At 46.7% G+C, this 14,154-nt stretch carries 17 protein-coding genes, 2 tRNA genes and 1 other RNA gene; 2 read left to right on the top strand and 18 right to left on the bottom strand.

All coding sequences use genetic code 11. The features are described from left to right. Positions 1–27 precede the first annotated feature (27 nt). The 4 genes from rnpB to GF409_08665 form a co-directional block, all read right to left on the bottom strand. Positions 28–377, bottom strand: an RNA gene (rnpB, locus tag GF409_08680) — RNase P RNA component class A. A gap of 26 nt (positions 378–403) precedes the next feature. After that, positions 404–835 carry a reverse transcriptase-like protein gene (locus tag GF409_08675; GenBank protein ID MBD3427274.1) on the bottom strand — a complete coding sequence of 144 codons (432 nt, stop codon included), beginning with the start codon at positions 833–835 and terminating at the stop codon, positions 404–406. Then, positions 819–1,544 (bottom strand): hypothetical protein, encoded by a 726-nt coding sequence (locus GF409_08670; protein ID MBD3427273.1) that lies wholly within the window; start codon positions 1,542–1,544, stop codon positions 819–821. The genes GF409_08675 and GF409_08670 overlap by 17 nt, the downstream gene beginning before the upstream one ends. Before the next feature lie 39 nt (positions 1,545–1,583). Then, positions 1,584–1,660, bottom strand: a tRNA-Val gene (locus tag GF409_08665). Positions 1,661–1,868: 208 nt separating this feature from the next. Between GF409_08665 and GF409_08660 the strand changes: the two genes are divergently transcribed. Then, a tRNA-Ile gene (locus GF409_08660) sits at positions 1,869–1,946 on the top strand. A 113-nt stretch (positions 1,947–2,059) separates the two neighbouring features. Then, positions 2,060–3,508: a hypothetical protein gene (locus tag GF409_08655; protein MBD3427272.1), complete on the top strand. Its 1,449-nt coding sequence runs from the start codon at positions 2,060–2,062 to the stop codon at positions 3,506–3,508. A gap of 92 nt (positions 3,509–3,600) precedes the next feature. Here the strand turns inward: GF409_08655 and GF409_08650 are convergent, their stop codons facing one another. The 14 genes from GF409_08650 to GF409_08585 form a co-directional block, all read right to left on the bottom strand. Continuing rightward, complete coding sequence (locus GF409_08650) at positions 3,601–3,798, bottom strand: hypothetical protein (protein ID MBD3427271.1); 198 nt, start codon at positions 3,796–3,798, stop codon at positions 3,601–3,603. Between the two features lie 385 nt (positions 3,799–4,183). Further along, entirely contained in the window at positions 4,184–4,528 is a 345-nt protein-coding gene (locus GF409_08645; protein ID MBD3427270.1) for a hypothetical protein, read from the bottom strand. 80 nt (positions 4,529–4,608) lie between these two features. Beyond that, positions 4,609–5,814 (bottom strand): 6-phosphofructokinase, encoded by a 1,206-nt coding sequence (locus GF409_08640; GenBank protein MBD3427269.1) that lies wholly within the window; start codon positions 5,812–5,814, stop codon positions 4,609–4,611. 56 nt (positions 5,815–5,870) lie between these two features. Continuing rightward, positions 5,871–6,347, bottom strand: coding sequence for a hypothetical protein (locus GF409_08635; protein MBD3427268.1), 477 nt, complete (start codon positions 6,345–6,347; stop codon positions 5,871–5,873). Positions 6,348–6,354: 7 nt separating this feature from the next. Then, positions 6,355–6,627, bottom strand: a complete 273-nt coding sequence (locus GF409_08630; protein ID MBD3427267.1) for a DUF861 domain-containing protein — start codon at positions 6,625–6,627, stop codon at positions 6,355–6,357. A gap of 28 nt (positions 6,628–6,655) precedes the next feature. Next, the gene (locus GF409_08625) at positions 6,656–7,108 is read right to left on the bottom strand and encodes a dCTP deaminase (GenBank protein MBD3427266.1); all 453 of its coding nucleotides are present in this window, start codon (positions 7,106–7,108) and stop codon (positions 6,656–6,658) included. Between the two features lie 15 nt (positions 7,109–7,123). After that, positions 7,124–7,561 carry a D-tyrosyl-tRNA(Tyr) deacylase gene (locus GF409_08620; GenBank protein MBD3427265.1) on the bottom strand — a complete coding sequence of 146 codons (438 nt, stop codon included), beginning with the start codon at positions 7,559–7,561 and terminating at the stop codon, positions 7,124–7,126. Next, positions 7,558–8,292 carry a hypothetical protein gene (locus GF409_08615; protein MBD3427264.1) on the bottom strand — a complete coding sequence of 245 codons (735 nt, stop codon included), beginning with the start codon at positions 8,290–8,292 and terminating at the stop codon, positions 7,558–7,560. The genes GF409_08620 and GF409_08615 overlap by 4 nt, the downstream gene beginning before the upstream one ends. A gap of 10 nt (positions 8,293–8,302) precedes the next feature. Further along, positions 8,303–8,698 (bottom strand): deaminase, encoded by a 396-nt coding sequence (locus GF409_08610; GenBank protein ID MBD3427263.1) that lies wholly within the window; start codon positions 8,696–8,698, stop codon positions 8,303–8,305. A gap of 48 nt (positions 8,699–8,746) precedes the next feature. Continuing rightward, complete coding sequence (locus GF409_08605; GenBank protein ID MBD3427262.1) at positions 8,747–8,971, bottom strand: hypothetical protein; 225 nt, start codon at positions 8,969–8,971, stop codon at positions 8,747–8,749. Between the two features lie 39 nt (positions 8,972–9,010). Further along, a complete protein-coding gene (gene rpoD, locus GF409_08600; GenBank protein ID MBD3427261.1) occupies positions 9,011–10,735 on the bottom strand; it encodes an RNA polymerase sigma factor RpoD in 1,725 nt (574 codons plus the stop codon). A gap of 2 nt (positions 10,736–10,737) precedes the next feature. Further along, on the bottom strand, positions 10,738–12,519 hold the full coding sequence (locus tag GF409_08595; protein ID MBD3427260.1) for a DNA primase: 1,782 nt from the start codon (positions 12,517–12,519) through the stop codon (positions 10,738–10,740). A gap of 7 nt (positions 12,520–12,526) precedes the next feature. Continuing rightward, positions 12,527–13,480, bottom strand: a complete 954-nt coding sequence (locus GF409_08590) for an NGG1p interacting factor NIF3 (GenBank protein MBD3427259.1) — start codon at positions 13,478–13,480, stop codon at positions 12,527–12,529. Continuing rightward, the gene (locus GF409_08585) at positions 13,470–14,051 is read right to left on the bottom strand and encodes a hypothetical protein (protein ID MBD3427258.1); all 582 of its coding nucleotides are present in this window, start codon (positions 14,049–14,051) and stop codon (positions 13,470–13,472) included. The genes GF409_08590 and GF409_08585 overlap by 11 nt, the downstream gene beginning before the upstream one ends. Positions 14,052–14,154: the final 103 nt, after the last annotated feature.

Below are 14,154 nucleotides of genomic sequence, written 5' to 3'. Positions count from 1 at the left end.
ACAAGGTCCTGTATCAATAAAAAAGCTCACAGAAGCAGATCTGTAAGCCGGGTTCTGTTCCGCATAAAGCGGAGGTGATTATCCATCTTGGCCCGGCATTGCTGCGGGGCTCTTGCGGCCTACCCGGAAGTTTGACGAGACTAGCCGCCTCGTACCAGTCGTTCCGCACGTACCGGACTTTCCTGGTTCCTTCCCTATTTGGACTTGCTCCGCGTAGAGATTGCCGCGTTTCACCCCCCTTGATAAACAAAGGGACTCGTCTCTGTGGCTCTTATCCTCGCCTCACGGCGGACGGGCATTACCCGCTACGCTGCTATTTGGAGCCCGGACTTTCCTCTTCCTGCCACAGGGCAGAAAGCAATCACCCGATCTGCTTCAATGAGCTCGAAAAAAAACTAAATCTTTAAAGGAGCGCTTTTAAGTTTATCGCCTTGTTGACAAGTGCATCGGCTTCTTTGTTCTTATCCCGTGGCACTTCCCTTACTTCTACTTTATCAAATCCCCTGAACAGATTCAAGGCGACATCAAAGAATTTCCTGAGGTCCTGGTCCTTTACCTTGTACTCCCCCTTGAGCTGTCTGGCAATAAGCTGGCTGTCCAGATTAAGAATGACTTTTTGCGCTTTCATGATAAGCGCTTCCTGAAGGCCATATATCGCAGCCAGGTATTCAGCAGCATTATTTGTGGCAACGCCTATGAATTTGGATACCTCCGCCACTCTTTCGCCTTTTTCATTCAAAAGAACACATCCTATGCCGGCAGGCCCAGGATTACCCCTTGCGCCTCCGTCGGCGAATATCTCAACGGATCCTGTTTGTTCAGCTTTCTTGTTCATATAATAGTCTGGCACAATTTTCGCAAAAGATGGGCTTCTTTTTCTGCTTGACCTCGTTTATTATCTGTGGGCGAAGGTGCATATTGCATTCACCGCAGAACTCTCCCTCTATCCTGGTAAGCGCCACGCGTCCCCATTTATTAAGGATCCTGTTATATTGACCAAGCAGGCCCAGATCTACACTCTTTACGCATTCTTCCCTTTTCGCGTTAAGCTCCTCGAGTTGTTTTTTCAGTGCGCTCTCTTCAGCCTTCAGAACCTGTTTATTCTTTTCTACCTGCTGCTTTTCCTCTTCGAATTTCTTCTTTTCTTCTTCCAGTTTTTTGCGGGCTTCCTCTATGTCATCGAAAAGCTGTATCAGATCCTCCTCAATAAGAGAAACGTCTGCTTTAATGCTTTCTATCTCTTCCTGGAGGGCCTTGTATTCCTTGTTGTTCTTTATCTGGTACAGATCCCCTTCGTGTTTCTTTATTTTCTCCTCCTTGGCCTGCATTTCATTCTCTTTTTCGTTCTTCGCCACCTGCAAGGCCTTATACTCCTGATCGGCTTTCTCCATGCCCCCTTTTTTGTCGTCGAGGGATTGGTCCATTTCCTGCATTTTCCGGGGGATTTCTTCCAGTTTGCTCTTAAGATCGAATATATCGGAATCGATTGTTTGTAAGGTGATCAGTTTGGGAAGCTGTTCTTTGTAATTCGTCTCTTCGGGCATTTTTTATTGTTCCTTTATCTGGCTTTGACAAGAAGGATATGGTGGGCGCAGGGGGACTCGAACCTCCGACCTCATGCATGTGAGGCATGCGCTCTAACCAGCTGAGCTATGCGCCCTTTATCCTTATATACTAATATATCTGTGCGAAAGTACGTCAGAAAATTATATCAGAAATTGAATTAAGCTACAAGATTTTCCGATAAAATTCTCAGTTTTGCTGTATAAATACCCTCCTTGTTAAGGAAGAAAAGACGATTTATCTACTTGAAATATTTTTAGCCGCTATGCTATAATACGCACTCTGAATAAATATCTGAAATAGTCGGGGGCATAGCTCAATTTGGTTAGAGCAACTGACTCATAATCAGTAGGTTCATGGTTCAAGTCCATGTGCCCCCACCAGTGTGCAAAAAGCCCGGTTTCCAGCCGGGCTTTTCTGTTAAACAAAGGAATTGACAGGCTAAATAGCTGATGATAAACTGGCTACTAAATCGAAGACCAAGGGAAGTTTTCAAATGAAATACCTCCACCATAAGAAAATATCTGGCCTCTTTCTATTAATAACCATCTTCCTGATCACATCACTCTCTCCCGCTTTTGCCGGAGAAGAACTTACACTTGAATCTCTGCAGAAAAAACTCGCTTCTCTAGAGAAGAAGGTCGAGCAGCAGCAAAAGGAGATTCAGACCTACAAAGAACTCCTTGACCAACAGATCCGCCTTAACGAAAAACAAAGACAAGAAATACAAAAGACCTTTCAGGAAGCGACCGGCCTCAGCAGCGAAAAGGTCGGCAAGATCCTCGCGCGTAAAAAACCAGGTCCCCTGACCGCGCACCCGTACATGCCGGGTAATTTCAAGATAGGAGCCAACTTTACCGGCATCGTCCAGGGCTCTCCCGATGCGCGTCTTATCGGAGAAGATCGCAAGTCAGTCATGGGAGCTTCTTACCAGGCGAACGTCACTATAGCCAACAAGTTCGAGGGGGTTGACGGTATTGCCGTGGCAAACCTGCGCGTGAGTCAGGGGTCCGGCATAGAGGACCAGCTATCCATATACAGCAATGTGGACAACAACAACTGGGGTAATGACGTTTTTACCTTGAGCGAGATATTCTATGAACAGAACCTTTTCAATAAGAATCTTGTTGTCGATATAGGCAAACTTGACCCCACAGTTTACTTTGCTCTCAACGAATACGCTAATTCTGATACAACGCAATTTCTTGCCCGCATGTTCAATAACAGCCCGGTAATAGAATTCCCGGATCATTCCGGCGGCGTGCGTATAGCCGTTTTCCCGTACAAGTGGCTGGAAATAAGTTACATGGCAATGGCCGGAACAGCGGATATGCGTGACCTGGAATCACGTATGTTCCATATAGGCCAGGTCATATTCAAACCGTCGATCAGCGGACGCAAGGGCAACTACCGCTTCCTGATGTGGCAGAACAACAACCCTCACACCGTATGGAAGGATCTGACCAGGACACGCGAAGACTCTTACGGGTTTTCGATCTCCTGCGATCAGGAAATAAACGATGACGTCGGCATTTTCGGTAAATTCGGATGGCAGGACCCGAGCGTCTATAATCCTGACCAGAGAGCTTATCCGTTCTCTGATAGCGATCCGAACCCTCATAAAAACAATTATACGCTGGAATACATGTGGAGTACCGGTCTTCAGGTAAAAGGACATCCATGGGGCCGCGCCCATGACTTTTTCGGTGTTGCCATCGGCCAGGTCATACCGTCGCAAGATATGAAGAGTGCCCTGAGCGGTATGCCTGACAACAGAAGAGAAGCCAAAAGTGAAACCCATTTCGAAATATACTACAATTTCTTTGCGAATAAATATCTCGCTATAAGTCCCGGGGTTCAGCTAATATGGGATCCTTACGGAGGGGATGCCGGCGGTGAAGGAATGGTCTCGGTTTACACTTTACGGACTCATTTTGATTTTTGATAATGTAAACGAGCATGAAACGTTCTCCAGTACACAAAAAGGGCAGAACTGAATAGTCCTGCCCTTTTTGCTATAAATTCGTAAAAGACTGTTTATTTCTTCTTTTTCTTCGCAGCCTTTTTCTTCGTAGCCTTTTTCTTCGTAGCTTTTTTCTTCGTAGCCTTTTTCTTCGCCGCAGTCTTTTTCTTCGCGGTCTTTTTCTTTGCAGTCTTTTTCTTGGCTACCTTTTTCTTCGCAGTCTTTTTCTTCGCAGCTTTTTTCTTTGCTGCCTTTTTCTTTTTCACCGCCATCGTTCCCTCCTTCTTTTGTTTAAACTGTTTCAACAAAAACTAGTTAAACAATTTCTTTTGTTTAAAATATACATTAATATTTTCGATTTGCAAGTTTATGAAGAATTTTTTTTATATTTTTTACATACATTAACAGTCTGTGCATTTATGCTTGTCCGGGTTATTTGTCGCGCGTAATCCATGAATAAATTCCGGAATTAAGCCGTACGCTATAACTCTTTAAAGATAAGGCCCATGGAGCTCTCAACCGCCTCGCTCACTCCACCATCCGCAAAGGCGTATATTCACATCCTATGAACGTTCTTTCTTAAAATTTTTTTATTGAGATCTATTTGGAGAAGATTTTTGTGGATATGCGGATATTTAAACCTTTGTTAGGCGCTGATCAAACAGAAGATGAAAGAGCTTTTTCAAGTTTCTTTCTGGAGTCTCCGAAGGCCTTTGTGAATTCAACAGCGATCCCGAATGTGTCGACCATATTGTTGTTCAACGATTCGCACCTCACGACTCGCGCAAGAAACCGGCCATGTCCATCGCAGGAAAGCATCTCAATATCACATTCAAGGATATCCCCTATATTCATCTTCATCAGGCTGATAAAGTATACGCCGCCAAGACTGATATTCTCGGAAACCGATTTCCCTTTCGCACCGTCGGGCCCCTGAAAATTGTAACGCACGGTGAACTTACGTTTGACACGTCTGAATGCTCTTTTTTCGTCAGTGATCATTTTTGGTATTATTACAATAAAATGGGACAGGAAGGGTTGCCCCTTCCTGTCCTCAATAATGAACGGAACCTGTTGCGGCCTTACATATATCGCTCGGGAGAGGTTTTCAGCTGTTCGAACTTGGGTGAGAAATCACCCTCTTCCCTGCCGAAACAGATCCCGAGTTTTTCAAAAAGTGCCACCTCATCCAAATCGACAAAACGTTGTTCGATAGCCTTTTCAGCGGTCATATAGCGAACCTCGTTACCGGTAATGCCGGCCATGGTAACACCGAAGATCCCTTTATTAATCAGAAGCACGGCTCCGGCACCGACCGTATTGCCGAAATTAACGTCGTAAGCAGAGCTTCTTCCGCAACGCACTAAATGACCTGGCCGTACCGAACGTATCTCAGGAGCCGTATAAAGTCCCTCCACATACATGTGTGTCTTCTTCATGAATTCGGTTACATCAGTATCCGCCTTCAATCTTTTTTCAAGCTCCTGGCATACATATTTGCCCGCTCCGGCCAGTTTTTTATGACCGAAGGCGTCAAGCCCAGCGCTGTCATCAACTATCTCACCACCGCTTGCGTCCCTCAGACCCTCAGCGACCACGAGCAGGTACGTGCCGGCAAGAACGTCGCTGTCTTGTATCCTTTCCTTGAGGCTTTTGATGACATCCTTGTAGAGGATATTGAAATCCACCGGTATCTCAGGTATCAGAATGGCATCGGCATCCGCGGCGACACCGCCCCGGAAAGCGGTATGTCCAGCATATCGCCCGAAGACCTCTACCACGATCACCCGGTTATGCGTCCTTCCTGTGGTCTTCAGATCATCAGCGAAAACGGCTATCCTGTTGATGGTGGAATCGCCCCCGACCGAATAAGTCTGCAGATCCAGGTCCATGGTTTTGGGCGCATGGACACAGTTTATGCCGTTCTTATGAAGGTCCACCATTACGCTGCCAGTATCATCTCCGCCGCTTATTACAAGAGCGTCGATATTGAACTTCTTAAGGCCTTCCTTGATCCTTTCATACTTGTTCTCGTCCTTGATCTTCTTGACCTTGACCCTGGAATGGCCAGCTTCAGAGCCCGACAGGTTGTTGTTTATCAGGTCCAAGCGGCTTTCGGTCATTTTTGTGAGACTTTTGAAATCAACCAGATTATACAGCCCCGCATATCCATTCGGTATGATATAGCACTCTATACCAAGGTTATTAGCCATGCTCGCCGCGCCCTTGACAACCGCGTTCAATCCGCCGCAGTCACCACCGCTGGTAATAACACCGATCTTTTTTATATCTGACATTTCTCCTCCTCTTCTTGATTTATATCCTTATCAACTAACCAGAATAACTAAAAGTAGCTTTCCAGGGATTTTTTAAAGGGTGAGTTGGAAGACTGCATGATTATTTTGTAAGTTTCTCCGCTTATCAGGACCTTTACCACCTGCTTCTGGCCATCCTTCCAGTCCCCGTAGCTTAAAAGCATCTCATAATCGTCGCCACGCCGCCTCACATAGCTTATCCTGTACTCTTTGAATTCCATGAACTGAAAATCGAAAGTTGCCTGTTCATAGGTGTAACCCTTCTTGCTCTCATCATCGATAAGCTCGTACATGGTCCGGTAATCACCATTCTGCCAGGCCTGGAGGAACTGGTTCACGACCAGAACACCCTGCGGACACAGATCAAGATTAGCCTCCTCCTCACTAGCTCCTCCCCATGAGAAACCCGGCATGGGGGAAGAATACGCGATATCGATCCCGGCAAGCAGAAAGAACACTGCCGCCAAAAAGCAAACTGTCCTTATTTTTGTGGTAACTCTAAACATAAAACTATTACCCCATCTTATAATGCTTTCTAATGGGGCTGGATATTTCCCAAACGCAGTTCATACCTTGAGGGAACGTTACGAGGTCTCCCTCTCCGAACTCGACGGGCTCGCCGTCCTCCGGCTCTACTTTAGCCCTGCCCTGGAGTATGTAACACGTTTCCTTGGCGTCATAGCTCCAGTCAAACCGTGAATTCTCCTTTTCCCAGATAGGCCATGATCTCACCCCAAGTTCCTGCAGTTTGTGCTCATCAGGACGCTCAATCTTTATTATATCCATAACTGCCCCCCTTACGTTCAAATGCTGATCAGATCTCCAAGAATGTCGCAGAGGATATGCGCGCGTTCTCTTTGATATTAAATCCCGTTTTGCCCACGGATAAAGGGACCCTGGTAATCTCTTCACCCTCCATATAAATGAGTGACGGCTGGATACCACCACCTTCCAGGGTTCTGGGTAAAGGTCTCAGAAAACTTATTGAACCTTCCGGGACCTTGACCGTTTCGTTAAATTCTACAAAATATTCGCCTTCTGTCAAGTTCCACCACCCGTATTTATCATCTTCCGACCTTTTTTCAGGCTCCAGCGGCTTTGAATCTGCTTTCTTTTGCTCGCTGCCCCCGAAATCGATCTCCCCTGCCTTTTCAGGCTGGTATACGGCAGCAACGGTAAGTTCTATTGAACGAGGTTTTACCTGATGCTTTTCAGATACAAGGTCTCCCACCAGCTTGGCGCTCTCCTCCCCCGAATATATCCTCATGTTCTCCTCCTTAAGTTAGCTATCCAGTACAAAGGTTACCGGCCCGTCATTTACAAGACTGACCTGCATGTTCGCGCCGAAACGGCCTTTTTCAACTGTTAAGCCCGCTTTCTCGAGAATTTCGTTAAAACTATTCCAATATTTTTCGGCCTTTTCCGGATCCGCCGCATCTTCAAACCCAGGGCGGTTGCCTTTATCTGTTCTTGCCAGAAGCGTGAATTGCGGAACACTGAGGATCCCTCCTCCAACATCGGCAATGGCCTTATTCATCTTACCCTTTTCATCCTCAAACACCCTCAATCGAATGATCTTTCCGGCCATCATCTCAACCTTGTCAAGATCGTCCTCCCTGGCTATTCCCACAAGCAGCATATAACCATTCTGGATCGAACCGGTCACGGTCCCGTTGACAGTAACAGAAGACCGCTTGACCCTCTGAACGACTATCCTCATTGTTTTTTCTCCGATTCTACACTGTTTACCAATCTTCCGACACCGTCGATCTCAACAACAACTTCATCCCCCGGCCGCATCGGACCAATATTGGCAGGTGTGCCGGTTGCGATTATGTCCCCCTTTTGAAGCGTCATCACGCTCGAGATGAAACTTACCAGTTCCTGCACATTGAATATAAGGTTCGAGGTACGGGAATTCTGCCTGAGCTCTCCGTTAAGGAAGGACCGGATACCAACATCGGCAGGATCGAGCTCTGTCTCGATAAAGGGGCCAACAGGCGCGAACGTGTCAAATGATTTGGCCCTGGTCCACTGCCCGTCTTTTTTCTGCAGGTCCCGCGCGGTAACATCATTAAAACAGGTATATCCTTCGATGTATTCGGGGACTTCCTCTTTGGTAATGTGTCTGGCCGTTTTTTTGATGACCACGCCCAGCTCTGCTTCGTAATCAACTCTTTTCGACATCTCAGGATATATTATCGCTTCATCCGGACCGATAACAGAAGTTGACGGCTTAAGAAAGATCACCGGTTCGTCCGGGACTTCCATGCCTAGTTCCAGGGCATGATCGGTGTAATTCAGTCCCACTGAAACGATCTTTGTGGGAAAAACCGGGGACAAAAGAGTTACTTCGGTAAGAGGCGCTCCAATGCCATCGGCATGAACCCAATCACCTTCAATTGTTCCTCTTTTTTCTTTGCCTTCGTGGATAAATCTGGCGATCTTCATGGTTAAGCCTTTATCGGGCAAGGGCTATGCAGGAAAGCTCTATCAGCACATTTTTCGGCAGTCTGGAAACCTGAACAACACACCTGGCAGGTTTTACATTACCGGTGAACCTCGATCCGTACACATCGTTCATACGCGGAAAGTTTTCCATGTTATTCAAAAAAACATCCGCCTTGACAACATCATTTAGCTCAAGTCCGCATGAAGAAAGTATCTTTTCAATGTTATCGATAACTAGTGCAGTCTGGCCCTCTATATCGGCCGTACTGACCCGTCCCGTCCCGGGATCAATCGGTATCTGCCCCGATATGAAAAGAAAATCTCCCGCTCTTACCGCTTGTGAATAAGGGCCTATCGGTGCGGGCACTTCGGTGCATTCGATCCTCTCTGATTTTCTTTCTTTCATATGTCCCGGATGATGATCAGAATACCAGGGGGCTGATATCCGATATGATTATTCACGTACTTCTATGTTAATGCCTTTATCCCTCAGATAGCCGAACATTCTGTCGATCTCATCCTTCTGACCGTCTATGACCAGAAAGGCCCACCCACTCTCGGTGGAAAAGGACGCTTCGACTATCTTCATGCTAATATCGAAGTTGTTGATCATATCACAGATTATAGGTTCGTCTTTTAGCTCTCCGGGAATGAAAAGTTCTATTTTTTGCTGTGCCATAATCGGATTCCCCTTTCTTTCCGTTGTATTTGCTTTATATCACTCTGAAAACCCCATATCAAGAAAGTTCTTGAGTTTCTTCGCTCTAATGGGATGTCTCAGCTTTTTCAGGGCTTTAGCCTCTATCTGGCGTACTCTTTCCCTTGTAACATTAAATATTTTTCCCACCTCTTCGAGCGTCCTGGGATAGCCGTCCCCGATACCGAACCTCAGGGTGAGAACCTTTCTTTCTCTTTCTGTGAGAGTATCCAGAACTTCGTCCATCTGTTCCCGGAGCATGGCATATGCGGTAGCGTTGGCAGGAGAAACAGCGGACTTATCCTCGATGAAATCCCCGAAACTTGTATCCCCCTCGTCCCCGATAGGCGTCTCCAGGGATATAGGATGCTGGGCTATTTTTATTATGCCCCTCACCTTTTCAACGGGGATCTTCATTGCATTGGCTATCTCTTCAGGTGTGGGCTCCCTGCCGTACTCCTGAACAAGAGCCCTGGATACCCTGACCAACTTGTTAATAGTTTCTGTCATATGGACCGGTATACGGATGGTCCTTGACTGGTCCGCTATCGACCGAGTTATCGCCTGTCGTATCCACCATGTTGCATAAGTACTGAACTTGTATCCCCTTTCGTACTCGAACTTATCCACCGCTTTCATAAGCCCCATATTGCCTTCCTGTATAAGATCAAGGAAGGAAAGGCCCCTGTTGGTGTATTTTTTCGCAATGCTTACGACAAGGCGGAGATTGGCAGCGACCAGCTCTTTCTTGGCTTTGGTGTATTCGGTCTCTATATTATTCAGCTTGTTGAGGTCCTGCACAATGCGTTCGGCGGACTTGCCTATCTTGCGCGTGAGGCTCCTCAGGTCTTTCTGGGCCTGTTTGAGATCCTTTTTACTCCTGCCCTTTTTAAGGCGTTCCACTTTATTGCGCAGCCTCCTGGTCTCCTCCATGGGTTTTCGTATCTCTTCGGTGACTTTTTCGATAAGGGAGATGGCGACTTTAAGTTTCCTCATTAACTTGATTATCGTCTCGTTCTTCTTGGAGAGCCTTATGCGTTTTATAAGCTGCCTCTTCTTATCTTCGAGTTTTTCAAGATCGGCGCCCGGCTGGATATCAAGAACATCATCAAGATTATAGTCGTTGTCGAACGCCTCTTCTATCTGTTCCAGAGCCCGCTCGCGCCCCATCCTGATGCTGAAGACTATTTCCTTGAAATCCTTTTCCTTTTTTTTGATCCGTTTTGCCAGTTCCAGTTCTTCATTGCGGCTCAAAAGAGGTATCTGTCCCATCTGCTTAAGATACATTTTTACGGGATCATCTATCTGGACGAATTTTCTGGACTTGACCTTCTTCTGGCTGCTTTTTACTGCCATAGGGATCTTCTCGACCTCTTCCTCGGATTCAACGACTTTTATATCCGCGCTGTGAAGAGCGGTTATGACCTCGTCTATCTCGTCAGAGGAGACAACATCATCCGGAAGAATATCGTTGACTTCGTCGTAACTGACGTATCCCTTGTCTTTACCCACCCTTATAAGCTTGCGGACGATCGCGGACCGGCTCTTTGTGTATTTATCGCCCTTCTCCTCGGCGGGGGAGGATGCGGAACCTTTCCTGGTCCGGGATGACTTCTTCGCAGTTTTCGCGGAGGTCTTTTTAGCCTTGGTCTTTTTGCCGCTCTTTGAAGAGGTTCTGGCTTTCTGGGTCTTCTTTTTAGCCGGCTTGCCCTTCTTGGTCTTGGCTTTTTTCTTTTTCCGTGGCATGATCACGCAACCTTCTCTTTATGTATCCTGTTAAGTTTATCGGTGATGTCCTTTATCTTCACCACCAGATCCATTATCTGTTCGTCATCTTTTGTCTTCTGGGCTTTCTTGAGCATCTCTTTCAGATACCTGAGCTTATCCTCCCCGTTTTCTTTTTTTACACAGAATATGCAGTCTTTCAATGCGCGTTCGGGTTCTTGTGTAATGTCGGCTTTTGCCAACGCCTGCACTGCAGCGTTCTTGGCGTCTTCATCTTCCTCGAGCCTGCTGAGAAGTTTGCCGGGGTTGATGTTTTGCGCGCCCTCCTCATACATCTTCTGTACCTTCATAAATACCAGCTTGACCTTCGGATCACAGAACTTGTCAAGCCCGAGCGCGGACTTGATCCTCTTGAAATTTTCACCGCTCATCATCGCAAGGCCTAAAAGATGTATTTCGCTGCTTTTATAGTTCTTTGACTCCAAGTCCACTTTCGCTTCGGAGGCATAATGGTAAGAATAATCGGGTTTTACTTTTTTCATTTCATGGCGCAAAGATTGTTCGTGAATGCCCAGGCGTTCGGCAAGCCTTTTAAGATAATCCGACTTTACGACCTCGCTTTCGACCTTGGCTATAGTAGGTAGCATTTCATCGGTTATCCCGCCTATGTCCCTTCGGCCAAGTTTACCGACCAAAAGGTCCAGCTTGTAGTCAAACAGGCCCTTGGCGTTCTCGATGATCTGCTGGAAGGCTGCTTTACCGTTGTTTTTTACGTAGCTGTCCGGATCATCGCCTTCAGGAAGAGAAGCTATACGTACTTTCATCCCGCTTTCCACAAGAATATCGAGCCCCCTCAGGCTGGCGGCCTCGCCGGCCTGGTCCGAATCAAATACCATGACCGCGGTGTCGGTATACTTCTTAAGCATGTTCACCTGATTAACAGTAAGAGCCGTCCCGGAAGTGGCAACAGCATTGCTGATCCCATACTGGAAAGGCGCGATAACATCCATGTATCCCTCTGTGAGTACCGCACAACCTTCTTCACGTATACCCCGCCTGCTGAAATTGAGCCCGTAGAGTACATTACTCTTGCTGTATATAACGGTCTCTGGGGAATTTATGTATTTCGGCAGTGAATCATCCATCACCCGCCCACCGAAAGCCACTATCTTGCCCCTTTCATTGAATATAGGGAAAATTATCCTGTTGCGGAACCTGTCGTAATCACCTTTTCCCTTTTCGCTGGGTATGCTCAGCCCGGCCTTCCTCAAAAGATCAGCTCTTATCTTCTTGCTCTGGCAGTACCTTCTAAGGGATTCCCACTCGTTGGGGGCATAACCCATCTTGAACTCTTCGAGTGTTTCGGCGTTAATGCCCCTTCTTTTCAGATACTCCAGGGCTTTCTTGCCCTTCTGGGAATTGAGCATGTTCTGGTAGAATGCGGCGGCTATTTCATTCACTTGATAAAGCTTTGCCGCTAGAGAAGGTTCACCGGAAGGATCCCTTTCGAATTTCGGCAATTCCACCCCTGCCTTCTCGGCAAGCAGCCTGAAAGCTTCAGGAAAATCCATGTTCTCGTATTTCATTACGAAGTTGATCAGGTTCCCGCCTGCATGACATCCGAAACAGTGGTATATCTGTTTATCGGGGCTGACAACGAAGGATGGTGTCTTCTCATTATGGAAAGGACAGCAGGCCTTGAAATTCCTGCCGGCTTTCTTAAGCTGGATATAACCCGAGACGACTTCCACTATATCAAGCCTGTCAAGAACACTGTCTATTACTTCCTGAGGTATTCTGCCCATGATCTTATTATCGTCTGAACCTCCTGAACCCGGAGCATTCTATGAATTTCAGTTTTCCCTTTTTTTCGATGGAATCGAGCAGAAGGTTCATCCCGAGGTTATCGCTGGAAATATGTCCGGCTATAACGTAGTTGATGAACTCGCTCTTGGCCACCTTGAAAGATTCTTCCTTGCAATGCATCCCGATTATCGTCTTAACCCCCGCCTGCGAAAGTCTCCCGAAAAGCCTTTTGGGGCCGGAAGTGCCGCCGGTCATGTCGATGAAGATCTTGCCAGCCTCGTCCTTCTCCTTGCCAATCAGGATATAGGGGCCTGCGCTCACCTTCATGGCATCCTTGTACTCGGGCATCCTCTTAAGTATGTTGAGCACATTTTTGAGCTTTTTTGGTTTTTTCTTATCGAAAATGTTCTGAAGATATCTGGCCACGCAATTATCCGCAGCGGTATGCGTACACATGAAAGGTATCTCCAGAAGTTTAGCCGCGTCAACCGCCTGGTTATGATTGACCGGTGAAAGGCCGCGCTCCACCTGGCTTATCCGCTCTTTCATGATACCCGTGGCGATCTCGGTTGAAAGGCCGTATTTCTGCCAGAGGGTGGGCTGTATTCCCATGACCTTATGCAGTTGAGCCAAGCCCCTGCCCGAGGGATGGTGGGAAAGAACCAGATCTATCTTCACGCCTTTTTCCCTCAATCTGTCCGCGAGAAGAAGTTCGGGCACGCCTATATCTATGCCGGCCAAAACGGTCTTGACCTGCTCCTCGCCAGTGCCATTAAGTATCCGGGTATCTGCGTAAGGGTTTTTGAACCTTTCCTTGTCAAAAGTTGACTTGTCGACCCCCTTCGCCTGGCGGTATTCCTTCTTAGCTTCCTTCAACGCCTCCTCGATGGCTTTTTTGGGCCTTTGGTCCTCTTTCATGCCTTTTCTTACAGCCTGTTCATACATGGTCTTAAGCTTCATCTGTACCGTTCCCTTCTTCTTGCGCTCTTAATAACGATTCAACGATCTGTTCACGTTCCTTGGCTTCCGGACCGTTAACAAGCTTTGTCATCCAGCTATAAAGCTGGGCGTCCAGCTTAACGAAGAACATGGAAGTTTTCGAGTCTGCCACGGCAGCGGCCTTGACACTTTCAACCGGAATAAGCAGTAAAAGTATGCTTATGGCCCCGAAGAACATGAAAGCCCTAAAACTGGCAAGGACCGCCCCACCCAAACGTTCTATCGAAACGACCTCCTCCGAATGCATTACATTGAATATTCTTTCAACAAGTTTGATAATTATGAATATGATCGAAGCTATCAAGAAAAATGATAAAGGTTTTGCCCATTTCTGGAGCAGAAATCCAAAAATAGCCTGTGAAAAATAACCGTAATAACCTATTGAAAAGAAAAGCAATATAAACCAGCCGAGCAAAGAAAGAACCTGGGTGCCTACACCGGTCCTGAGCCCTTTATAAACCATTCCCAGTAAAAGGATTATAAAAACTATATCAAGCCAGTTTATTTGTTCAAATATTGAAGGCAAAGGCATTCCTCCCTAACGGAAAAAAGAGTATATCATATAATTTATATGAAGTCAAAATACTAGGATAAAAGGAGTTTACAGTTTTTGTTCGACTAACATCCGCTGATTA

Source organism: Candidatus Omnitrophota bacterium (assembly GCA_014728045.1).
Classification (GTDB): Bacteria; Omnitrophota; Gorgyraeia; order Tantalellales; family Tantalellaceae; genus WJMH01.
Note: the sequence above shows the minus strand (reverse complement) of the source record. Positions and strands in the feature narration are given on the sequence as shown.